The organism is Enterobacter sp. WCHEn090032, assembly GCF_003986875.1.
Taxonomy (GTDB): domain Bacteria; phylum Pseudomonadota; class Gammaproteobacteria; order Enterobacterales; family Enterobacteriaceae; genus Enterobacter; species Enterobacter sichuanensis.
The window spans coordinates 127,409-149,414 of the sequence record NZ_RXRN01000012.1; the positions used below are offsets into that span (position 1 = coordinate 127,409).

Annotated in this window: 29 protein-coding genes and 2 pseudogenes; 28 read left to right on the plus strand and 3 right to left on the minus strand. The window is 51.6% G+C overall.

The genetic code is table 11. The annotated features are described in order from the left end of the window. The first annotated feature begins 153 nt into the window (after positions 1 to 153). From EKN83_RS12575 to EKN83_RS12585, 3 genes are read left to right on the plus strand one after another with little or no spacing between them, the layout of a single operon-like run. On the plus strand, positions 154 to 378 hold the full coding sequence (locus EKN83_RS12575) for a class II holin family protein (RefSeq protein WP_126801034.1): 225 nt from the start codon (positions 154 to 156) through the stop codon (positions 376 to 378). Beyond that, the gene (locus EKN83_RS12580; RefSeq protein WP_126801035.1) at positions 356 to 850 is read left to right on the plus strand and encodes a lysozyme; all 495 of its coding nucleotides are present in this window, start codon (positions 356 to 358) and stop codon (positions 848 to 850) included. The genes EKN83_RS12575 and EKN83_RS12580 overlap by 23 nt, the downstream gene beginning before the upstream one ends. After that, entirely contained in the window at positions 847 to 1,311 is a 465-nt protein-coding gene (locus tag EKN83_RS12585) for a lysis protein (protein WP_126801036.1), read from the plus strand. The genes EKN83_RS12580 and EKN83_RS12585 overlap by 4 nt, the downstream gene beginning before the upstream one ends. A 13-nt stretch (positions 1,312 to 1,324) precedes the next feature. Here the strand turns inward: EKN83_RS12585 and EKN83_RS12590 are convergent, their stop codons facing one another. Continuing rightward, positions 1,325 to 1,855 carry a hypothetical protein gene (locus EKN83_RS12590; RefSeq protein ID WP_126801037.1) on the minus strand — a complete coding sequence of 177 codons (531 nt, stop codon included), beginning with the start codon at positions 1,853 to 1,855 and terminating at the stop codon, positions 1,325 to 1,327. Between the two features lie 66 nt (positions 1,856 to 1,921). On the opposite strand from EKN83_RS12590, the pseudogene EKN83_RS12595 reads away from it, so the two are divergent. Then, positions 1,922 to 2,137, plus strand: a pseudogene (locus EKN83_RS12595) (hypothetical protein). Positions 2,138 to 2,292: 155 nt separating this feature from the next. Here the strand turns inward: EKN83_RS12595 and EKN83_RS23550 are convergent. Further along, complete coding sequence (locus EKN83_RS23550) at positions 2,293 to 2,727, minus strand: hypothetical protein (RefSeq protein ID WP_260591253.1); 435 nt, start codon at positions 2,725 to 2,727, stop codon at positions 2,293 to 2,295. Here EKN83_RS23550 and EKN83_RS12605 point away from each other — a divergent pair. From EKN83_RS12605 to EKN83_RS23365, 11 genes and pseudogenes are all read left to right on the plus strand, one after another. Continuing rightward, positions 2,608 to 2,968 (plus strand): annotated as a pseudogene (locus EKN83_RS12605) (terminase small subunit); the annotation flags it as partial. The gene EKN83_RS23550 and the pseudogene EKN83_RS12605 sit on opposite strands and share 120 nt — an antisense overlap. Positions 2,969 to 3,408: 440 nt before the next feature. After that, positions 3,409 to 3,771: a hypothetical protein gene (locus tag EKN83_RS12610; protein WP_126801039.1), complete on the plus strand. Its 363-nt coding sequence runs from the start codon at positions 3,409 to 3,411 to the stop codon at positions 3,769 to 3,771. Positions 3,772 to 3,807: 36 nt separating this feature from the next. Continuing rightward, positions 3,808 to 4,797 (plus strand): terminase small subunit, encoded by a 990-nt coding sequence (locus tag EKN83_RS12615; RefSeq protein WP_126801040.1) that lies wholly within the window; start codon positions 3,808 to 3,810, stop codon positions 4,795 to 4,797. Further along, positions 4,775 to 6,082, plus strand: coding sequence for a terminase large subunit domain-containing protein (locus EKN83_RS12620; protein WP_126801041.1), 1,308 nt, complete (start codon positions 4,775 to 4,777; stop codon positions 6,080 to 6,082). Before EKN83_RS12615 ends, EKN83_RS12620 begins: the two co-directional genes overlap by 23 nt. A 1-nt stretch (position 6,083) precedes the next feature. Further along, entirely contained in the window at positions 6,084 to 7,472 is a 1,389-nt protein-coding gene (locus EKN83_RS12625) for a DUF4055 domain-containing protein (RefSeq protein ID WP_126801042.1), read from the plus strand. 1 nt (position 7,473) lies between these two features. Continuing rightward, the gene (locus tag EKN83_RS12630; RefSeq protein ID WP_126801043.1) at positions 7,474 to 8,571 is read left to right on the plus strand and encodes a phage minor head protein; all 1,098 of its coding nucleotides are present in this window, start codon (positions 7,474 to 7,476) and stop codon (positions 8,569 to 8,571) included. 80 nt (positions 8,572 to 8,651) lie between these two features. Beyond that, positions 8,652 to 9,434 carry a hypothetical protein gene (locus EKN83_RS12635; RefSeq protein ID WP_126801044.1) on the plus strand — a complete coding sequence of 261 codons (783 nt, stop codon included), beginning with the start codon at positions 8,652 to 8,654 and terminating at the stop codon, positions 9,432 to 9,434. Between the two features lie 10 nt (positions 9,435 to 9,444). Next, the gene (locus EKN83_RS12640; protein WP_126801045.1) at positions 9,445 to 10,392 is read left to right on the plus strand and encodes a major capsid protein; all 948 of its coding nucleotides are present in this window, start codon (positions 9,445 to 9,447) and stop codon (positions 10,390 to 10,392) included. 102 nt (positions 10,393 to 10,494) lie between these two features. Continuing rightward, the gene (locus EKN83_RS12645) at positions 10,495 to 10,980 is read left to right on the plus strand and encodes a hypothetical protein (protein WP_126801046.1); all 486 of its coding nucleotides are present in this window, start codon (positions 10,495 to 10,497) and stop codon (positions 10,978 to 10,980) included. A gap of 104 nt (positions 10,981 to 11,084) precedes the next feature. After that, a complete protein-coding gene (locus EKN83_RS12650; RefSeq protein WP_126801047.1) occupies positions 11,085 to 12,542 on the plus strand; it encodes a glycosyltransferase family 2 protein in 1,458 nt (485 codons plus the stop codon). Positions 12,543 to 12,554: 12 nt separating this feature from the next. After that, positions 12,555 to 12,695: a hypothetical protein gene (locus EKN83_RS23365; RefSeq protein WP_185857678.1), complete on the plus strand. Its 141-nt coding sequence runs from the start codon at positions 12,555 to 12,557 to the stop codon at positions 12,693 to 12,695. 40 nt (positions 12,696 to 12,735) lie between these two features. On the opposite strand, the gene EKN83_RS12655 is transcribed toward EKN83_RS23365, so the two are convergent. Then, entirely contained in the window at positions 12,736 to 12,951 is a 216-nt protein-coding gene (locus EKN83_RS12655; protein ID WP_126801048.1) for a hypothetical protein, read from the minus strand. A 161-nt stretch (positions 12,952 to 13,112) separates the two neighbouring features. Here EKN83_RS12655 and EKN83_RS12660 point away from each other — a divergent pair, with 161 nt between their 5' ends. From EKN83_RS12660 to EKN83_RS12720, 13 genes are all read left to right on the plus strand, one after another. Next, positions 13,113 to 13,709 (plus strand): hypothetical protein, encoded by a 597-nt coding sequence (locus tag EKN83_RS12660; protein ID WP_126801049.1) that lies wholly within the window; start codon positions 13,113 to 13,115, stop codon positions 13,707 to 13,709. Beyond that, positions 13,706 to 14,188 (plus strand): DnaT-like ssDNA-binding protein, encoded by a 483-nt coding sequence (locus tag EKN83_RS12665; RefSeq protein WP_126801050.1) that lies wholly within the window; start codon positions 13,706 to 13,708, stop codon positions 14,186 to 14,188. The genes EKN83_RS12660 and EKN83_RS12665 overlap by 4 nt, the downstream gene beginning before the upstream one ends. A 1-nt stretch (position 14,189) precedes the next feature. Further along, complete coding sequence (locus EKN83_RS12670) at positions 14,190 to 14,450, plus strand: hypothetical protein (RefSeq protein ID WP_126801051.1); 261 nt, start codon at positions 14,190 to 14,192, stop codon at positions 14,448 to 14,450. Positions 14,451 to 14,453: 3 nt separating this feature from the next. Then, entirely contained in the window at positions 14,454 to 14,804 is a 351-nt protein-coding gene (locus EKN83_RS12675; RefSeq protein ID WP_126801052.1) for a hypothetical protein, read from the plus strand. A 1-nt stretch (position 14,805) separates the two neighbouring features. After that, positions 14,806 to 15,390 carry a hypothetical protein gene (locus EKN83_RS12680; RefSeq protein ID WP_126801053.1) on the plus strand — a complete coding sequence of 195 codons (585 nt, stop codon included), beginning with the start codon at positions 14,806 to 14,808 and terminating at the stop codon, positions 15,388 to 15,390. Then, positions 15,387 to 15,797 carry a phage tail terminator-like protein gene (locus tag EKN83_RS12685; RefSeq protein ID WP_126801054.1) on the plus strand — a complete coding sequence of 137 codons (411 nt, stop codon included), beginning with the start codon at positions 15,387 to 15,389 and terminating at the stop codon, positions 15,795 to 15,797. Before EKN83_RS12680 ends, EKN83_RS12685 begins: the two co-directional genes overlap by 4 nt. A 67-nt stretch (positions 15,798 to 15,864) precedes the next feature. Next, entirely contained in the window at positions 15,865 to 16,548 is a 684-nt protein-coding gene (locus tag EKN83_RS12690) for a phage tail protein (protein WP_126801055.1), read from the plus strand. A 47-nt stretch (positions 16,549 to 16,595) separates the two neighbouring features. Then, positions 16,596 to 16,907 carry a phage tail assembly chaperone gene (locus tag EKN83_RS12695; RefSeq protein ID WP_126801056.1) on the plus strand — a complete coding sequence of 104 codons (312 nt, stop codon included), beginning with the start codon at positions 16,596 to 16,598 and terminating at the stop codon, positions 16,905 to 16,907. Positions 16,908 to 16,954: 47 nt separating this feature from the next. Next, the gene (locus EKN83_RS12700; RefSeq protein ID WP_312845068.1) at positions 16,955 to 17,218 is read left to right on the plus strand and encodes a DUF1799 domain-containing protein; all 264 of its coding nucleotides are present in this window, start codon (positions 16,955 to 16,957) and stop codon (positions 17,216 to 17,218) included. After that, positions 17,215 to 20,142, plus strand: coding sequence for a phage tail tape measure protein (locus EKN83_RS12705; RefSeq protein ID WP_126801057.1), 2,928 nt, complete (start codon positions 17,215 to 17,217; stop codon positions 20,140 to 20,142). Before EKN83_RS12700 ends, EKN83_RS12705 begins: the two co-directional genes overlap by 4 nt. A gap of 35 nt (positions 20,143 to 20,177) precedes the next feature. Further along, entirely contained in the window at positions 20,178 to 20,525 is a 348-nt protein-coding gene (locus EKN83_RS12710) for a phage tail protein (RefSeq protein WP_047361644.1), read from the plus strand. Further along, positions 20,522 to 21,277 carry a phage minor tail protein L gene (locus tag EKN83_RS12715; protein WP_126801058.1) on the plus strand — a complete coding sequence of 252 codons (756 nt, stop codon included), beginning with the start codon at positions 20,522 to 20,524 and terminating at the stop codon, positions 21,275 to 21,277. Before EKN83_RS12710 ends, EKN83_RS12715 begins: the two co-directional genes overlap by 4 nt. A gap of 1 nt (position 21,278) precedes the next feature. Next, positions 21,279 to 21,989: a C40 family peptidase gene (locus EKN83_RS12720; RefSeq protein ID WP_126801059.1), complete on the plus strand. Its 711-nt coding sequence runs from the start codon at positions 21,279 to 21,281 to the stop codon at positions 21,987 to 21,989. Positions 21,990 to 22,006: the final 17 nt, after the last annotated feature.

Genomic DNA, 22,006 nt, shown 5'->3' on the forward strand with positions numbered 1-22,006 from the left:
TGTTCATTGCCTTACCCTCACATTGCCAGCCTGTCGCTGGCTTTTTCATTTCAGGCTCCTGGAACCATCATCGACACGCCTTCTTGTCAAATCGTCCCGACGGACAGACCCTTTTCAAACACACAGCACCCGCTAACTACGCGAGGTGAGAGTATGTATCGCATGGATAAATTAACCACAGGTGTTGCTTACGGCGCTTCAGCCGGCAGCATCCTCAACGGCATTCTGAATGCCTTCAGTCCCGAGCAATGGAATGCTATCGGTGTGCTTGTGGGTATCATCGTTGCTGTACTGACGTACCTGACAAATCTCTATTTCAAGATCCGCGAAGATAACCGCCGCAGCAGGAGCCGAGATGAATACGACACTCAGAAATAAACTGGTGGGTGCAATATTAGGCGGCTCCGGAGCAATCACTATTGCAGCTGTGATGCTGGGCAATGCGGATGGGCTGGAAGGGCGACGTTATTACGCCTATCAGGATGTGGTCGGCGTCTGGACTGTTTGCGATGGGCACACCGGTACTGACATTCGCCGCGGTCACCGTTACACCGACAAAGAATGTGACAACCTGCTGAAGGCGGATCTGCGAAAGGTGGCAAACGCCATTGACCCGCTAATCAAGGTTAGTATCCCTGAGCCTACCCGCGCCGCGCTTTACTCCTTCACCTATAACGTGGGAACGGGAGCATTTAGCAGATCAACGCTGCTGAGGAAACTGAATGCCGGTGATGTTCCGGGTGCATGCAAAGAGCTGCAGCGCTGGACGTATGCCGGTGGGAAACAGTGGAAGGGACTGGTAACCCGCCGGGTGATTGAGCGTGAAGTCTGCGAGTGGGGCCAGAAATGAGCCGATTAACAACCATCATTTGCGCTGTCGTTATCTGCCTGCTGGTTTCCATGACATGGGCGATTAACCACTACCGCGACAACGCCATCACCTACAAAGACCAGCGCGATAAAGCTAGCGAACAACTGAGCCTGGCGAGCGCTACCATCAAAGATATGCAGGCCCGGCAGCGTGATGTCGCTGCACTGGATGCTAAATACACGAAGGAATTGTCCGATGCGAAAAAAACCATTAACGATTTGCGTCGGGATGTCGATTCTGGCGCTCAACGGCTGCGCATCGCCGCAACCTGCCCTGGAGTGCCCAAAGCCACCTCCGCCCCCGGCGTGGATGATGCAGGAGCCCCCGAACTTACTCCAGACGCTCGACGGAATTATTTCGATCACCGGGACGGAATTGCAACCGCTGACAAGATGATTCGCGGCATGCAGGACTACATCAAAGATCAGTGCCTGAAATAAAATTAAAAAAACATCATTCTTTACTCAGATTGCTCCAGTCAGATAATGTTAGCCCTGATATCTTGAAATATTCCAAGTCTTTAGCAATTCTCCTTCCGCGCTTAGTTCCGTCTATACGATACAGTGTTTCTACTAGTGCACTTAGATTTGCATTATGTTCTTGCATCTCATCAAGAGTAATGGTTTTTGAATTTTTATCGCTATAAAGGGCCTCATCACATGGAGATTCCTCAGGTTCATGATTTTCCCAAAAAACAAGCTTAACTGTATTGTGAGCGATAATATTTCTGATTTCTGTTAGCTCATCAATATGTTTGTAAGCCTGAATAAGTTCCTGATGAAGGTCTGGGTGTTCTTCGGAGCACTTAAGGATATCAGTGATGATCTTTATTTTATTACTAAGTGCCATCTCTTTGATATGTTTATATATTAAAGGGGGGGTTAACTCTTCAAGAAGGCTACGAGTAAAAGATTCAACGGCACCAAATTCGAGCATAAACATGCCTACATGTGGTGCCCATTTCTCAATATCTACTATTTTCATGTGCTGTTCCATAGATGGCCTCGTGAGGAGTTTATCACCCAATTAATGCATCTGGGAGTAACAATAATGCCAGACATCTACCAAATCACGCTAACCCCCCAAACAGGCTAAACCTTCACAGGCAAGATGTCGCGACGTCAGCCTGAGCTTAACGGTTTTGTACCGCTGGCGACGAAGACGGGACAGTGGCTGTATTTCGCGCCTGCCGATGTGAAGCGCGTGGAGTTCACGCCAGTACCTGCAGAGCAGGCTGAACAGTCGGAAGAACAAGCAACGGAGTAACCCACGTCTAATCCTTTATGGGAGCCCATAGAGACACGATATGCAAAACCTCCGAGGAAAAATCTGAGTCAATTAGACGATCAAAAATTGTCAGTAAGGTAAATAGAGAATGACACTTTGGTTTTCAAAGTGTCACTGTTCTTAATCAACGCTAGTCAAACGCCGAGAAGGGCTATTGCTGCTGGTAGTAGGGTTAACACTGCGCCAATAATTATTTTGGGGCGGGTAGTTATTTTAAGGTTGGACGCTCCAGCCTGCAAAGATGTAATTCCCAGTGTTAAAAGAACAACAGATAACTGAGGTTTACTGTCTGCAGCTATACATGAAAACACTATTGCTACGACATAAATAATGGCTGACACAGCGAACACAAACACCCGAAGCCCATAGTGCTCAGGTAGAAAATCATCTCTAAAATTCATTTTTTCACCATTTTGGATATGCGTATGGCACTCACCGACAAGCAAGAAATGTTCTGTCGCGAGTACCACATCGATTTGAACGCCACGCAGGCGGCTATTGGGGCGAGGTACAGCGTAAATACCGCCCGTAAAATTGGCAGTGAAATCTTCACAAAACCAGACGTCCATGATTGCATTACAGAACTAAAGTCACAACGCTGTGATTTGGTAGGTATCGACGCTGCGTATGTATTTCGGCGTCTTACCGAAATTGATCAGATGGATGTTCTCGACATACTCACCTCTACCGGTGAACTCAAGCAAGTGTCGAAGTGACCGAAGGTTTGGACGGAGGACTATGCTTTCCGGGTTGAATGTGATTGAAGTGTTCGCCGAGGGAAAAACCTCGGCGCAGCTCAAGAAAATTAAGAGTACTTACAATATGAGGATCCCTGTTCTTCTCTGAAAGCGGCATACAGGGACACTCAGAGAAACAAATGAGGCCAGCAATGTACAGCATACTGTCAACTATATACCTGGCGACGATGTTGATCGCGAGCGCAGGGCAATTGGACCCGTAAGGGTTGAGGTAGTGGACACGGCTTGCGACTGGGTTAACCCCATCAACGGAACGGATCACAACTGGAATATAATGGACAGGCAGATGAAGGAAGACATCCTAGCTCATAACAAAGCGTGACAGGCTAACTGCCATCCAAATTAGAACCTAGCCCATGAGGCTCTGACTCAGCCTCTCCTCTGAACTTTAACCGTAGCAAAAGCTTTCGCTCTTCGCTGGTGGGCTTGATAATTGTTTATAGCGTCAATTAACAATTGTAATGATAAAATACCCTCTTTTTAGGAGGGAATATGTTTATTTGGATGGTTGCTCACGGGGACTTAATAAAAATTATCGCTTCAGGACTTTTGACATTCGGTTCTGTTGTGCTCGCTTTCAGAGTAAAGTCATTAATTGCGCTCATTGGTGATGTTCTTAACGCACATGAGAAAGCACTTTGCGAAATAAAGGACATTAGCGAAAGTCCGAAATGGGACAATGCAGGACGCTTAAGCGCATCTGTCGATGATGGGCTTACAAATGGCATGGCCGTGACTATAGACAGATTCAATGCCAAGAAAGGTGCTGTCCTGCTTGTCATTGGATTTGGCTCGCTCGCTTTAGGGGGAAGCCTTAACTTTGCGATTGGCATATTGATGAAATTTTTCAGCTAAGCGACCGCCTCCGGGCGGTTTTTTATTGGAGTAAATATGGCAAAACCGGACTGGGGCGAGCTTCAGCAACGGTTCCTGTCCGAACATGCCGCAACCGGCGTATCACCAAAGGAATGGTGTGAAGCGCAGGGACTGAACTACGCTACAGCCCGTCGATATATCAAAAAACCTTATGCGCACACTGCGCAAAAACCTGCGCAGAAAAAAATGCGCACTGCGCAGAAAGATAAAAGCGCAAATGAGCTGGTGGATGATGATGGACTTACTGCTCAGCAGCGCTTATTTGTCGCGGAGTACCTGAAGGACAACAACGCCACGGCAGCCGCTGCGCGTGCTGGTTATAGTGACCCAAACTACGGTCGTCAGCTCATAGCGAATCCTAACGTTGCGCAGGCTATTGCGCAGCAGCAAAAAGCCTCCATTGTGCGCACGCTTGGCAGTGCCGATGAAGTCCTCGCGCAGATGTGGCAGCTCGCCACTTTCGATGCAAACCAGCTTTCACAGTATCGTCGCGGCGCGTGTCGTTATTGCTGGGGCTTCGGTCACCACTACCAGTGGTGTGATGCCGTGGAGTTCGAAGAGAAAAGACTCGAGGCTGCTGAGCGTGACAGACGTGAACCCGAAGATTCCGGCGGTTACGGCTATGACCACAATCGAGAACCAAACCCCGAATGCCCGCGCTGCAATGGCGACGGTATTGGCCAGCCTTATTTCCCCGATACGCGCAAACTCCCGGCCGCTTCCAGGCTCGCCTATTCAGGCGTGAAGGTTGGCAAAAACGGCGTCGAAATTACAGCAATCAGCCGCGAGCGGATGTTCGAAGCGGTAATGAAGCGACTTGGCCTGGCCGATAGCGAATTCGCGCAGCGCCTGCAGCAGATTGAAATCGAACGCCGACTGCTGGAGGTTGAGAAACTCCGTAAAGAGTTGGCCGGTGAGGGGGAGGACGATGAACCAACGCCAGTGCAGATCAATATCAACGTAGTGGATGCGAGGGCAGACGATGGGGATCAGCCCGACACTTAACATTCCTCAGGCGCGCTTCCTCGCGATGCAGCACAAATTCAAAGCCTATGTTGCCGGGTTCGGTTCGGGTAAAACGTGGGTGGGTTGTGGCGGCATCTGCAAAGGGATGTGGGAGCACCCGAAGATTAACCAAGGCTATTTCGCGCCGACGTACCCGCAAATTCGTGACATCTTCTACCCGACGATTGAAGAGGTGGCCTTTGACTGGGGCTTGAGCGTCAAAATCAACGAGGGGAACAAAGAGGTTCACTTCTACGAGGGGCGACGGTACCGCGGGACGACAATTTGCCGTTCGATGGAGAAACCCGGCTCAATAGTCGGCTTTAAAATCGGTAACGCGATGGTCGATGAGCTGGACGTCATGGCGGCTGCTAAAGCGCAGCAAGCCTGGCGAAAAATCATCGCTCGTATGCGTTACAAGGTTGATGGGCTGCGAAACGGTATTGACGTTACGACAACGCCGGAAGGCTTCAAGTTCGTCTACCAGCAGTTCGTGAAGGCGGTTCGTGAAAAGCCGGAGCTCGCGGCCCTGTATGGACTGATTCAGGCCAGCACGTTCGACAATGCGAAGAATCTACCGCCTGATTACATCCCATCGCTGCTGAGTTCTTACCCTGATGAACTGATTCAGGCCTATCTGCGCGGGAAGTTCACGAACCTCAATAGCGGAACCATTTACCACACCTTTAACCGCAAGCTGAATAACTGTTCTGACGAGATTCAGGATGGAGATCCGCTGTTCATTGGTATGGACTTCAACGTTGGAAAAATGGCTGCGATTGTTCACGTTAAGCGTAATGGCCTGCCGCGTGCGGTTCGTGAGCTGGTGAAGGTCTACGACACGCCGGCGATGATTAAGCGCATTCAGGAAGAGTTCTGGCGCTACGAGGATGGTCGCTACGTTAAAAGCCGGGAGATTTACATCTATCCGGATGCCTCTGGCGACTCACGCAAATCGCAGAACGCCAGCAGGACCGATATTGCTCAGCTCAACGATGCCGGGTTCAGCGTCATTGTTGATGATGCCAACCCGCCAGTTAAAGACCGCATCAACTCGATGAACGCCATGTTCTGCAACGCCAACGGTGAACGCCGCTATCTGGTTAACGTTCAGAGCTGCCCGGTTTACACAGAGAGCCTCGAGCAGCAAATCTGGGCGGCCAATGGCGAACCGGATAAATCAGCGGATAACGATCACCCCAATGATGCTGGTGGTTACTTCATCGTGAAGGATTACCCGATCGTGAAACCGGCATACTCAATCACCATGGACACCACTTTCTGATATGGCAAACGACGACATCACCTGGGTTCGACCAGAACACCGGGCGGCTTCTGCTGCCTGGCGGAAATACAGAGACTTTTGCAAAGGAGCTGAGGCCGTAAAAGCTGCGGGTAATAAGTACCTGCCTTATCTCGACCCGACTGATAAATCAACGCGTAACCGTAAACGCAACGAAGACTATCTGAGTCGCGCGGTGTTCTATGCCATTGCCGGCAACACGAAGATCGGCATGCTTGGGATGGCGTATCGAAAGGACCCCACGTTTAAGGGTCCTGAAAAGCTGAAATACCTGTTGGACAATGCTGACGGGGCCGGTACCAGCATCTATCAGCAGTCGCAACTGGTGACCGAGAACGTGCTGGAGGTGGCACGAGAGGGGATTTATGTTGACTACGCAGAAGCATCCGATGAGGCGATCATCCTCCGCTATCCGGCAGAGAACATTATCAACTGGCGAACAAAGCGAATTAACGGACGCGATCAGTTGGTGCTTGTGGTCCTGCGCGAATGCGTTGAAGAGCCGGATGGTTACGCTTACAAGGATGAAATCCAGTACCGCGAGCTGGCGCTGGAAGAAGGGCGGTTCATCTGCCGGGTATGGCGCCGGGCTGGTGGCACTGCAAGCGGAACCTACACTGTTGACAGTGAGTACCATCCTAAGCCGAAAGGAAAGGACTACTGGGACGAAATCCCGTTCACCTTTGTCGGTGCCCAAAACAACGATCCTACCATTGATGATTCACCGCTGGCTGCGCTGGTGGAGATAAACCACGGCCATTATCGAAACAGCGCTGACTATGAGGACAGCGTGTGGTTCTGTGGCCAGGTACAGCCGTATATGACCGGGCTCGATACCAACTGGCGCGACCACCTCGAGAAGAAGGGTGTGAAAATTGGTTCCCGATCACCGCTTTTACTTCCCAGGGAGGGCTCGTTTGGCTATGCCCAGGCGCAGCCGAACATGCTGGCTAAAGAGGCCATGGACAGCAAGCGCGATTACATGGTGCAGCTGGGCGCCCGACTGATTGAGCAGAACGCCACGGCGAAGACGGCAACCCAGGCGAGTGGTGAGCAAACATCTTCCACATCCGTGCTCGGTATCTGCGTTTCAAACGTTTCTGAGGCCTACACGCTGGCGCTTGGCTGGTGTGCGAAATATCTCGGCATCAAGGGCGAATCGACGAGCTACACGATCAACCAGGAATTCATTGCGAAGGTTGCCGAGTCGGGCATGGTGACGGCAATCGTCAATGCCTGGCAGTCCGGTGCGCTGCGCGATAGCGATATGATTCGCGCACTGCAGAAGCTTGACCTTATCGACCCGGCCGATAGCCCGGACGAGGTTATTGATGCGCTTCGCAATCAGGCACCAACGATGACGGGAGGCTGATATGCCCACCATTAACGAAAGCCTGCGTGATGAGTCGATCGCACATTCCGTTTGGTTAAGCCGCTACGCCACCGGCGTGGCAAACCGGATGGTGAAGTTGCTTAACGAGACGGATGCTTACCTGTCGGCACGTCTACTGGATGCGCTGGATAGATTGCCGCCGGAGAGCTTCACAGTTAATCGCCTGCAGAGTTTACTGGGCAGCGTGCGCGATCTTAACCATCAGGCCGTAGCTTCCATGCAGGCAGGGCTCGAGAGTGAGCTGGTGGCGCTGGCAAAGAACGAAGCCAGTTATCAGCTGAGCCTGTTCGATTCCCTTCTGCCATCACAGGTCCTGTCTCACTATCCGTTGCAGGGCATCACCGCCGATATGGTGTATGCCGCGGCGATGGCGCAACCCTTTCAGGGGCGGCTGCTGAGTGAGTGGGCGGAGAATCTGGAATCGGACAGGCTGGCGCGTATCGTGAACGCCGTCCGCAGGGGGTATCTTGCCGGCGACACGGTAGAAACTATCGCGCGCAATGTTCGTGGCCATGCCAACAAAGACTATCGCGACGGGGCGCTGCAGATGAGCAGGGCAAACGCCGCCAGCATCGCTAAAACAGCTGTGAATCATCTGGCTGCCACAGCGCGCAACAGCTTCACCAGTGCCAACAGCGATATCGTGAAAGGCAAACAGTGGCTGTCTACGCTGGACAATAAAACCAGCCACGACTGCATTATTCGTGACCTGCTGCGCTACACCCTGGATAACAAACCTGTCGGGCATAAGGTGCCTTACCTGCAGGGACCCGGGAAAATACATTTCTGCTGCCGTTCTACCGAAACCCTGATCCTCAAGTCGTGGCGCGAACTTGGCATCGATATCGACGAGATGGACGAGGGGACTCGTGCCAGCATGGATGGACAGGTGCCGGGGAAAACCTCGTATCTGGAATGGCTAGCGCGCCAGTCGGCACAACGCCAGGATCAGGTTCTGGGTGCCGAGCGTGGACGTTTGTTCCGCGCGGGTGAAATCGACCTGGCTGATATGTTCACTGACAAAGGCGAATGGATCAGCTTGGAACGTCTGAAGCAGTTATCTGGCACTGACTACTAACACCCATTTCTAACTTCACGCCCTGGCATCCGCCGGGGCTTTTTTATGGGCGAGGCCCGGCAAAATCCCAAGGGGAAATTATGTTAATTCGAAACATGCTCATTAAATATTACGCGCCAGCAGGTGAGGAGGACAAATCTGGTGGTGGCGGTAATGGTGATGTTCCAGAGATCAAGCCAGAAATTCAGAGGCTGATTGATGAGCAGGTATCAGCTCAGGTATCAGGGCTGAAAAATAAAAATACCGAATTGCTCGGGAAACTCAAAGAGTCCACCGAATCCCTCAAACGCTTTGATGGTATCGACCCGGACGCTGTTCGCAGCATCCTGCAACGTTTTTCCGACGACGAAGAAGCGAAGCTGATCGCCGACGGTAAAATTGATGAAGTGCTGAACAAACGAACCGAGCGTTTACGTGCTGACGTTGATAAGCAGATCAAAGCGGCAAACGAGCGCGCGGATAAAGCCGAAGCGTTCTCCAATAAATTCCGGGATCGGGTTCTGGGCGATGCAATCCGGGCGGCAGCGTCAAAAGCTGGCGCGCTGCCGGAAGCATCCGACGATCTGATTCTGCGTGCCAAAGGCACATTCCAGCTCAACGACGAAGGCGAGGCCGTAGCGGTTGATGCAAATGGCGATGTTCTTTTCGGTAAAGACGGAAAAACCCCATTGAGCCCCCTCGAGTGGGCGGAGTCTCTTAAGGAGACGGCTCCGCACTTGTTCCCGCGCGCCGAAGGTACTGGAGCGGGCGGACACAAGCCCGGCGGTGGCGGTAGCCTGAAACGTTCCGAAATGAGCGCCAGTGATAAAGCGGACTATATCCGCAAGCATGGCCAGCAGGCCTATCTTAAATTGCCTAAGTAAGGATTAATCAATGCCTACGACTGTAAACAACGACCTGATTATTTATGACGATCTGGCGCAGACCGCGTTTCTTGAGCGTCGTCAGGACAATCTGGCAGTGTTCAACGCCGCCTCAAATGGCGCCATTATCCTTGATAACGAGCTGATCGAGGGGGATTTCCGGAAGCGCACCTTCTATAAAGTCGGTGGTTCTATTGAATCGCGCGACGTGAACTCCACCAGCACGGTAGAAGGAAAAAAAATCGGTGCCGGTGAGTCTGTCAGCGTAAAAGCACCTTGGAAATACGGCCCGTATGAAACCACTGAAGAGGCCTTTAAACGACGTGGTCGCGATGTGAGTGAATTCTCCGAAGTAATCGGCGTCGATGTGGCTGATGCCACGCTTGAAGGTTATATCAAGTACGCTCTTCAGGGGCTTGTTGCGGCTATCGGCGCAAACGCTGAAATGACGGTTACGGCTGATATTGCCACCGATGGCAAAAAAACGCTGACTCGCGGCCTGCGTAAATACGGCGATAAATTTAACCGTGTTGCGCTGTTCGTTATGCATTCCACGACCTATTTCGACATTGTGGACCAAGCGATCGACAACAAAATCTACGAAGAAGCTGGTGTGGTGGTGTATGGCGGTCAGCCTGGCACTCTGGGTAAGCCAGTACTGGTAACAGATACCATGCCAGTTGATGCGATTCTTGGGCTGGTGGCCGGCGCGGTATCTGTAACCGAATCACAGGCTCCCGGCTTCCGTTCCTACGACATCAATGACCAGGAAAACCTTGCAATTGGTTACCGTGCAGAAGGCACCGTGAATGTTGAACTGCTGGGTTATAGCTGGGATGAAACGAAAGGCGCTAACCCTGACTTGACGAAAATCGGCACTGGCGATAACTGGAAAAAACATTTCACCAGTAACAAATCCACTGCGGGTGTTCTCATTAAGCTAGGTGGCGGTAGTTAATAATAAAGGACGTTCGCCTTAATAGCATTCCGGTCGTGTCCTAACAAGGTGCTTACCGGAATGCTTTGCGTTAGAATCAACTCAAATGAGAAAGAGGTGATTATGAACGCAGATTATATTCAATATGAGTCATTAATAGCTGCAAGAGATGCTGCTTACTGGGCTTATTTATCAATGATTGGCACATGGGTTTCTGCGATTGCCACACTTATTGCAGCAGTAGTAGCCTTCTGGGCTATCAGAGGGTGGAGGGTGCAAGAAGAAGCTCATGAATTGAAAGAGTTCAGGATTAGTGCATATAATTATCATAACGCAATGATTCGTGTGCCTGAGTATAATTCAGAAGATTTAGATGAATTGCAGTTTATTGCAGTTCAAAATGCCTTCAATGCGCTCAATGAAATTTATATGTCTACTTTAAAAATGCACTCAAAAAAAACAAGAGGTATGGCATCTGATATCTATGGTCAATTCGGCTCAGTTTTCTCAAAATACAGAGAAAGGGAAATTTCAAATTTTGAAGCGCAAGAAGAAATAGCAAAAATTAGAACTCATGAACCATTGCTAGGAATTGGTTTGAAAGAATGATTGTCTATTTGTGCGGCCCCGTTTTGGGGCCTTTGTTCTATGTTCATTGCAATTAATTTAAACCATCCGGCAAATCACCAAAAATAAAATACCCAGGAGTATCTATGCAGGTCACTATTGATGGTGTCCCGTTTGTTCCTGCCTGCGCTTCAGCATCACGGATTGGCATTGCCATTACTACATATAATCGGGCGGAAGTTTTAAAGCGCGCCATTGAGCAGCACCAGAAGCATCTTCCAGCCGGTGCGCTGGTGGTTGTTATCGACGATGGCTCTAAACCTGCCGCAGTAGTGCCTGACGGCGTGCAGCTGCTTCGCCATGATGAATCACTCGGCATTGTTGCTTCGAAAAATGCCAGCCTGTCAGCCCTGATGGATGCCGGGTGTGAGCATTTATTTTTATGGGATGACGATGCCTGGCCGACTGCAGACAACTGGCATCTTCCCTACATCGAATCCCCAGAGCCGCACCTCGCTTATCAGTTCCTCGATCTGGCTGGGCAGCACAAGCTGAACGATATTTCGGTGCTTTACCGTGACGATCAGCATGTGGCGTATACCGGGCAGCGCGGCGTGATGCTGTACTACCACCGCAGCGCCATCGAGAAGGTGGGTGGATTCGATCCGGTTTATGGTCGCGGCATGTACGAACACAGCGACCTCGCGCTGCGGATTCATAACGCTGGCCTCACGACGTGGGCTTACGCTGATGTCGTCGGTTCAGAAAAGCTGATTCATTCTCTCGATGAGCATGAGGCCGTGGAGCGTTCGGTACCGAAACCAGACCGACAGGCACTGGTGGAGCGTAACGTTAAAATCCACAACGAACGTCGCGATACCGGGTTTACCGGTTATGTGGAGTACCGGCGGCAACGCGACGTGGTAATCACTACGTTACTGACCAGTCAGCCAGATCCGCAGCGTGGTACGAAAATGGCAGCCTCACCTGATATGTTGAGCAGGTGGGCGGCATCGCTGCGGAATTGTGGCCGTATCGCGCTGGTGGATGAATTGCTGACGGCCCCGGCAGACGTTGAGCTGTACCGCGTTCCTGACGTGAAGATGAATGCCTACTTCCGGCGATGGCTGCACATCTGGCAGCACCTGCGAGATCACCCTGAATACCGGTTCGTCTGGTGTACCGATGGTACCGATGTCGAAATGCTACGCGCCCCGTGGGATGAAATGCAGACCGGCAAGGTTTATGTCGGTTCAGAACCGAAGACCTACGCTGACGCCTGGGCGAAGCAGAATCATCCTGAGCGTATCTATCAGGAATTCATTGAAGCGCACCGCGGCGATGTGATGCTTAACGCTGGTCTGCTGGGAGGCACCCGCGCTGATGTAATGGCGTTCGCTCACGGCATCACCCGTCTTTACTACCGGATTGAGAGTTATCGTTTCTGGAAGAAAGAACAGGCTGGCGCCGCGGTGGGTGACATGCTGGCGTTCGGTATTGTTGCTCATGCATTCACTGGTAAGGTGATAACCGGACCTCAGGTTCATACGGTGTTTAAAACCGATGGCATTGGTAAAGAGTCAGCTTGGTGGAAACACAAGTGAAAGGAGAACCATATGATTCCCAAAAAAAGGCTTGCAAAACGAGAAGAAAATGAAACGAACGGAGGAAAAAAGAATACCAAAGAAAAAGTAGTATTCAATGAGGAATACAGTAGTTCTCTACACATTAAAGGACGACTTACTCATACAAAATAAATGGAGGGCAATGCCCCCCATTGGGTTAATATGACGCGAATTACGATTCTTTCGGGTTGAACTGCGCGAGTAAATCGGCTTCTTCGTAGAGCGCAAAACCTTTCAAGTCATCAATAACTTTATTTCTTTCATTTGGCGGTAGTTTCGCAAGAAGTACACCAATAACAACTTTCAGTCTGCTCAGTTGTTCGTTGACTTCTTGGAAGGTTTGCGCGTTAGTCTTAACAGTTATATCAATATTATGGACTGCCATCATTATTCCTTTTATGAGAGGTAATCAGCCATACTCCCAGTGTAGGTTCGTCAGTGTCCCACCACTCACGGGCTGATTAACCACTTTACCCAGGGTTAAAGCGAAGTAACACCCTGATATATAGACAGTAGCCGCCATCGTGCGGCTTTTTTATTGGAGATTCGCTGGTGCCCGAAGACATAAAGTTTGTGGTGGTCGGTCATCACGCCAGACGGCAGCAGGCTGAGGCGCTGGCCTCGGTTTTAGGTGCACATCTGCTGATTGATGATGCTAACCACGGTGCGAACTGGAATCATCGCCGAGCGCTTGAGTGGGCTGCTGAGCAACCTTGCAGGGTAGTGGTGCTGGAAGACGACGCGATACCGGTGCACGGATTCATCGACAAGATAAGTGACTGGCTGGCCCACTTTCCTAATTCTCTCGTCAGTTTTTATCTCGGGACCAGCCGGCCGCCACAATGGCAACCGGCTATCGCGTCAAAATTATCATCCTGCCCGGACACCATAAGCCTGCCGACTTTGATTCATGGAGTTTGCTACAGCATCCCCCCTGAGGAACTGCCAGGCATTCTGGATCGCTGGCCGTACCACCTTGCAGCCGATTTTGCTATCGGAAGGGCATGGGGGCGCGACGTGATTTATCTGTCCAAATCACTGGTTGAGCATGCCGACGGGCCAAGTGTTGAACGCCACCCGGATGGTAAACCGCGGACTGAGACCCGGCGGGCGTGGGCGCTGGCGGACGCTCTGGAGGAATTATGATTATTACGGATCCTGCAAACCCGGGTTTTAATAGCTATGCCAGTGAGTCTGATTTAGTCGCTTTCGCTGATGTCAGAGATATCGAATTACCGGAAAAAATAGGTTCTTTGCTTATTAAGGCGATGGACTATCTCGAAGGTCTTGACTGGGTGGGGCAGAAAGCTGAACCGCGGCAGCCATTGGCCTGGCCACGTGTAAACGTGGTCATGGATGGCTATGACTTACCCTCGGATGAAGTGCCACGGCAGGTCATTACTGCTCAGTGCATGCTTGCGGTAGAGGCAATCGACGGCGATTTACTCTCCAGCGTGCGCGAAGCTGCTGTGAAAACTGAACGTGTGGAAGGTGCTGTCACCATGACCTATGCGGTCACAGAAGGGGAGGTGTTTATCCCTTCATATCCGGCGGTAGTGGCAATTCTCGGTGAGCTTGCTGGTGGCCGGGGTTACGCCATTAATACCTTTGCGGAGCGAGCGTGATATGGCTGATTTGAAAATTGTTAGTCTGAGTGCCAAAAAAAATGCAGATCTTGAACACCATCGGACAGAAGTTATAAGGCTCCTCGAAGAAGCGCTGCAAGCAGCCAAAGAGGGCAATTACAGGAGCATGGCCGTATTACTTATTAACGACAGCGGCGAGGTTCTTGACGCCTGGCACAGTGGTGGATTGCCGTATGTCATGTTGGGGGCCATGGAATCGCTGAAATGCGATTTTATCAATCTGCAAATAGAGAGGCGCTAATCAGTGGCTATCAACTATCAGCAAATGCAGGCGACAGCGACGCGCATGCTTAAACAGAACGGTATGGCCTACAGCGTTACACGCAAAGGCAGCGTGACTGTTATTGGAGGAGTTGAGCACAAGACTGATGATGTCCATTTTTTTGCTGTCGGGGTAAAAACCGAATATGAGCCTGGCGAAATAGACGGAACGGTCATCAAAAATGGAGATGTGCGGATCGTCTTCACAGCAGAACAGGAAATCAAAATCGGCGATGTGGTTGATATTGACGGCACAGCCTACCGCGTAGTGAAACCGAACCCGGCAAAACCTGCTGCACTGGTGCTCTGCTACAAAGCGCAACTGAGGGCATGACATGGGCGAGAACGCGGCTTTCCTGGCTGAAATCACGGCATTCGTTAATAAGGCGAAAACGAATCAGGAAGCAGTGGTGCGCGCCGTCGGAATCAAAATTCTTAATCAACTGGTGGTGATGTCCCCAGTGGGCAACCCGGAGTTGTGGGAAGTTAACCAGACAGCAGTTTCCTATAATCGCGCTGTTTACGACCACAACGAGGACCAACGAGGGGATCCTGCCAACCTGACCAAAACCGGGCGGCTTAAGAAAAAAGCCCGGCTGGTGGATGGGATGGATGTCAAAGCACCTCCGGGTTATACGGGGGGCCGTTTTCGCGGTAACTGGCAGGTATCCTTTGATGCACCAACGACAGACGAGACTGGCCGGATTGATAAGACAGGTGATCTGACAAAGGCGGCCGGGAACTACACGCTGTCACTCTTCAAAGTCGGGATGAAGTCCATTTATTTCTGCAACAACGTCCCCTATGCCTACCCGCTGGAAATGGGGCATTCCACACAGGCCCCTGGAGGCATGGTCCGCATAACTGCAGCTGAGTTTCAACGCTTCTTTGAGGAAGCTGTAAGGGAGGTGAATAAGTGATTCCCGATATTGCGGCGGCGCTGGCGGCCAGGCTAGGGCGCTGGGCGGATGCCGAAGGTATTCAGGTTGCGTGGGAGAATGTGGCGTTTACCCCACCAGCAAACGAGATCTACCTGGCAGTTCATGATATGCCCGTTACGCCGCGAACAATCGATCTCGGTCTGCGGTGCCGGACTTACTCAGGTGTGTATCAGATTAATGTTGTGGCGCCGGCCGGTTCCGGTCGTACCGATGTCGTAGCCCTGGCTGGGCGAGTGGCAGGGTTGTTCCCCGAGGGTCAGGAAATTAAAGGTAATGGTTTTTATTGCTGGGTAAACGGGCCTCCAGCTGTCTTTCGTGGTATCGCCACATCAGTATCCTACACCGTTCCTGTCAGCCTGAATTACCGGGCGGATATTTCCAGCTGATCTTTTTTCTGTGTTCCAAATCTGACCGGACCTGTGCCGGTTTTCTTTTTTCAAAGGAGAAACTCCTATGGGCTTTGCACTGCCTAACGGCGCTCACGTCTATCTGGCGTCGGGCTACGGCTCGGCCATCACCTTCACTGGCGCAACGAATGCCGAGCATGTTGTTATCAACGTAAGCGATGCTGACGAGCTGGCGGTTGGCGATATCGTTCACGTGAACTGCAACTGGTCGGGTATTGATAACGTTATCGCGAAAATCGACGCAATTGCAGCGAATTCTGTAACTCTTCGCAACATCAATACCACCAACAAAAACAAATACGCGGCGGGCGGCGGTTCCGGCTCTATTCGCAAAATTAAGGAATGGACCGAACTACCACAAATCACTGAGGTATCGAAATCAGGGGGTGATCAGAACACCACGCAGATTCAGTTTCTCAGCGATGATCGCCAGCGCAACCTGAATACTTATAAATCAGCTGTCTCTCAGACTTACTCGATCGCTCACGACTCAAACCTCCCGGTATATCCGTTGCTGCGCCAACTGGACGAAGACGAAGAGACTGTGGCGGCTTACATGTATGTGCCGAAGGCGAAAGAGGACCGTTACTGGGCTGCTACGGCTTCGTTTGATGACACTCCGTCAACGGCAGTAAACGAGGTAGAGACTGTTAGCGTTGTACTGAATCTGCAATCTCCGGCAATGACGTTTTATAAAACAACCGCTACCGATCCAACACCTGGCAGTTAATTTCATTATTAGTGCCCCGAAAGGGGCTTTTTTACAGGTAAAAATTAATGACTACTAAATTTACCCTTCAGCCCAAACCAACTTTCAAGGCAAACGTCTCGATCCCGCGCGCCGGCGATGAGGATGGCGTGCTGACATTCACGTTTAATCATAAGCCACTTAAAGAGCTGGCTGATCTGGAAAAACTGGAAGGCAAAACCGCCACTGATTTTCTAATGGAAATTATTTCTGGCTGGGCACTCTCCGATACATTCAACGCGGAGAATCTGTCGGTACTGCTGGAAAACTATCCGGGAGCAATGAAGGCAATCCCGGAAACCTACTATCGCGAGCTGATGGGGCAACGCGAAAAAAACTGATAGCGGTTGCCTCTGCATTCTATACGCCTGAACCCACAGCGGCAGACCTGGCACCTTACGGGCTTACGCCGGATGACTACGACGATCAATACATCGACGTCTGGCCAGATGTATGGCCTTCATTCCTGGTGTTTCAGGCTGTTAGTACGCAGTGGCGCACGGGCATGGGAGGCGCATCAGGGCTTGATTACAACGTGCTGCCCTGGGTAATGCGCCTGCACCACATCGAGGACGAGGCAACCGCGCTTTCGGACATCCGAATCATGGAGAGCGCCGCACTAAAAATTATGCATAAAGAGAGGGCGGAATGAGTAACGATATCGCCACGATTTCCCTGCGCGTAAATACCAGTGAGCTGGAGCGCGGTAATCAGGCACTGGATCGCTTTCAGGAGACCGCGTCCGCCGCGGCAGGTAAAGCGGATGACCTGAACAGCACGTTCCGCACCGGTATCGATAACCAGAAGAAAAACAGCGAAAGCCTGAAGCAGCAGCGTCAGGAACTGCAGAACCTGCTGAATAAAATCAGCCCGGTAAACAAGGCGCTGGATGAACTGGACACTATCCAGGAGAGCCTGGCGAAATTTCGCGGTAAAGGGCTGGTGGGAGACGAGGACTTTACTCGTTACAACAGCGTGCTTGAGACGACGCGGGCAAAATTGGCACAGGTAATGGAGTCTGAAACCGCAGAGGGGCGGGCTCGCATTGAACAGGCTCAGGCAGCGCAGCGTGCAGCTGCGGCGGGCAAAACCTTTATCGATTCGCTGGAGGAGCAGGTCACAGCAATCGGAAAAACGCGCGCAGAACTGTTAGAGCTAAAAGCTGCCCAACTCGGCGTATCCGATCGTGCTGCACCAATGATCGCAAAGCTGAAAGAGCAGGAGGATGCGTGGAAGTCTGGGGCTATCAGCGCGGGGCAATACCGCAATGCTATGCGTTATCTCCCGATGCAAATTACCGACATTGTGACCTCACTGGCTTCCGGTATGCCGGTTTATATGGTTGCTATTCAGCAGGGCGGTCAGCTCCGTGACTCGTTTGGCGGTGTAGGCAATGCGCTGAATGCGATGTTGTCGATGGTGACCCCTGCCCGAGTGGCAATTGGCGGCCTGGCCGGTGCTGTACTGATTGCGGCCAAAGCGGGATCGGACTACTTCACCGCCTACGACGAAATCAACAAGGCCATTATCAGGACTGGCAACATTGCCGGCACGTCAGCGCTCCAGATCATGGCTTCCTCGCAGTCAATTGCTGCCTCTACTGGCGCTACTGTAGGAACTGTTCAGAGTCTGATGACTGAACTGGTTGGCATGGGATCGCTGACACAGCAGCAACTTGAAAAAGCAGCGGGCTCCACGGCGCTGGCGGTACAGACCGGTATAGTCTCGGCGCAGGACATCACCAAAGCCTATAAGGACATCGAAAAAGATCCTGTTAAAGCGCTGCAGAGTCTCAACGAACAATATAATTTCCTGACCGTTTCACAACTTAAGCATGTTGACGATCTGATCAAGCAAAAGGACCAGACCGCGGCCGTTACGCAGGCTATGGACCTTTTTGGCGATACGATGGCAAAACGTGGAGAAGAGGCTTACGACTCGCTGACGCCGTTTGGTCGTCTGTGGCTGGATATCAAGGGGTGGGCGTCTGAGGCCATGCAGAGTATCGGTCAGTGGGTAGCTGAGCTGGCATCAAACACACTGAAGGAATTCAACGCAATTTATTACAGCGTTGCGATCGTTTTCCAGAAGCTGAACCAGATCATTTCTTCCTCTATCGCTGCTGCGATTAACCTCGTTCCCGACTGGGCGAAAACAGATACTTTGCAGGGATGGCAGGACTACAACGAACAAATGGCCGGTGCTTATGGCGACAGCGTCTCTCAGCTGAAAAAAGACTGGGATGCCGCTGATATCAGTGCAGGTAAATACCTCGATACGACCAGAAAGATAAGCACCGCAATCACCCAGAAGGATCGGGAAGGAGTAGCTGCTTTTGGCAAAAAGACCAAAACCGGAAAGCAGGGCACTTTATCGGCTGGCGATCGCAGCACGGATGCTGCCCAGGCCGAGTTACTGGCGCTTCAGGCACAGTTACGCGCGCTGCAGCAGCATAAAGGGCTGAACGACACTATCAGCCAGCAGCGCAAAGATCTGTGGACGACTGAAGCAAAATTTCAGGTGCTGGAGGAGGCCTCGCGTTCACGTTCACTGACAAAGCAGGAGAAATCCCTGCTGGCGAGTAAAGACCAGGTGCTTCAGTTGGCACGGCAGAAAGCCCTGTTAGGTGATCAGATTACCGCTCAGGAACAGCTGAACAAGCGAATGGATACCTCGCAGAAATACGTCACGCAGATGGCAGAGAAGCAGGCTGCATTAGTGAACGGTGCCGGGATGAGTGACCGTCAGGCACAACGTGAACTCGCGGAAAGTCAGCTTGCCGCTGGCTGGAAGAATGCTGGAGGTTCGCTTGATGATGAGGGATACCAGAATCAGCTTAAAGCGGCGAATGATTACTATGACGCAGAGGACAGGTTACGTGGAGACTGGCTGACTGGCGCGAAAAAGGGCTGGGCTGAATTTGAAGATAGCGCGACCGATGTTTACTCGCAGGTGCAGACGATTACCAGCAATGCTTTTACCGGGATGGCCAGCACCCTGACTGATTTCTTCACCACCGGTAAATCTAACTTCTCAGATTTCCTGTCTACCTTCCTGAAGGGCATCGCCCAGATGCTGACGCAACTGGCTCTGGTTAATGGAATGAAGTCAGCCTTTGGTGGAACGGCAATAGGTAATTTCTTTGGAATACAGGCATGGTCTGGCGGCTTTATTCCTGAGTACGCTAATGGCGGCGCTGTTGGCTATACCGGGGATGGAGGAAAATATCAGCCAAAAGGTGTGGTTCATGGCGGTGAATTCGTATTCACCAAGAAGGCTACCAGTGCGCTGGGTGTCGGTAATCTCTACACGCTTATGCGGAGCGCTCAGGGGTATGCAAACGGCGGCTACGTCGGAAACGCACCGATGTACGGATTACAGGCTGCTGGTTCAGGGAGTGTGACGGTCCAAACGTCTGTTGTTGTGCAGAACCAGAACCCGCAACAGCAAACAAACGCTGGTAGTGATGCTATGTCCCGAGCCTATAAGCAAACTATTGATCAGTCAGTGCGCGAAGGTATTGCGAAGCAATTGAGGCCTGGAGGGCTCATCTGGAATGCTTCCAAATCACGATAACCCGCTCAGGCGGTTTTTTTATGCCTGGAGAAAGCATGACAATCGAAACATTCACGTGGCGAACACAGATACAGGCGGGAATGGAAGGATCGTTCAGCCTTAAAACGCGCTCTGCAACCTTTGGAGACGGCTATGAGCAGATCGCCGGGGAAGGCATTAATCCTGAAAAGCAGTCTTGGCCTGTAACACTCACGGGGAAAAAAGCGGACATGCTTCAGGCCCTGAAGTTCTTTCGTTCTCACGTCACCAAATCATTCATCTGGACATCGCCAGTTGGCGAAACAGGGCTCTACCGGATTGAGGCCGAATCAATCAAGTCACAGCCCTTATCCAGCAACGTTCTGACTATTTCCGCAACATTCAAACAGGCGTACGCACCATGATCACAGCAGACTATCAAAGCCTTGAGCCCGGCAATAAAGTCCGGCTTATCGAAGTTGATGGCTCTACGTTCGGCGTGGATGATGTACTGCGATTTCACGCGTACAACCTCCCGCACACGGAAGAAGAAATCGCCGCTGCTGGTGGTGATGAATCAAAGCTGAAGGCGAAAAGCATCTGGTGGCAGGGGGAAGAATATGCCGCCTGGCCGTATCAAATTGAAGGGCTTGAAGCATCCACAGAAGGCAACAGCGCCCAGCCAACGCTGACGGTTGCAGATATCGAAAGCAAGATTACAGCGCTGTGCCTTGCCTATGACGATATGCTACAGGCGAAAGTCACTATCCATGACACCTATTCGCACTATCTCGATGCGAAGAACTTCCCTGCAGGTAACGCAACAGCCGATCCGCAACAGGTCAGAAAACGAGTTTTTTACATTGATAGCAAAGCCAGCGAAATTCCGGGCGAGAGTATCGAATTCGTACTCGATAGCCCGATGTCGTTACAGGGAAAAATGATCCCCACACGTCAACTTCATTCTCTGTGTACCTGGTGTATCCGGAATAAATATCGCACCGGCGACGGCTGCGACTATGCCGGAACCCGCTATTTCGATAAAAACAACAACCCGGTGAGTGACCCCTCTCTGGACGAATGCAACGGCACGCTTACGGCCTGTAAGCTCCGGCATGGAGACGGCAACGAACTGCCGTTCGGTGGGTTCCCGGGCACGTCTTTGATCAGGAGCTGATATGCGTCAGAAAACCATCGATGCGATTATGGCTCATGCTGCAGCTGAGTATCCTCGCGAGTGTTGCGGCGTGGTGGCGCAGAAAAGCCGTGTTGAACGTTATTTCCCGTGCCGGAATCTTGCCGCTGCGCCGGAGGACAATTTTGTACTTTGCCCCGAAGACTATGCAGCTGCAGAAGACTGGGGGAAGGTGATCGCCATCGCTCACAGTCACCCGAATGCCACGACGAAACCGAGCGAGCTGGATAAAGCGCAATGCGATGCAACCCTTTTACCCTGGCATATCGTGAGCTGGCCGGAGGGGGATTTACGGACCATCCAGCCGCGTGGTGAACTGCCGCTGCTGGAGCGCCCGTTTGTGCTTGGTCACTTCGACTGCTGGGGTCTGGTGATGAGCTATTACCGGCAAACGCACGGGATAGAGCTTCACGATTACCGGGTCGATTATCCCTGGTGGGAAAACGACTATCCGGACAACTTCTATCAGGATTGCTGGTATGAGTGCGGATTCCGTGAGTTCGACGGGCCGCCAAAACCTGGCGATATGGTGATCATGCAGGTTCAGGCTGATAAGTGGAATCATGCGGGGATTCTGCTGGAAGGCAACATGCTACTGCATCACCTTTATGGGCATCTGAGCCAGCGCGTACCTTATGGCGGTTACTGGCGTGAGCGCACAATGAAAATACTGCGCTTTAAAGACTGTTCCTGATAACCGCCTGTGGCAGT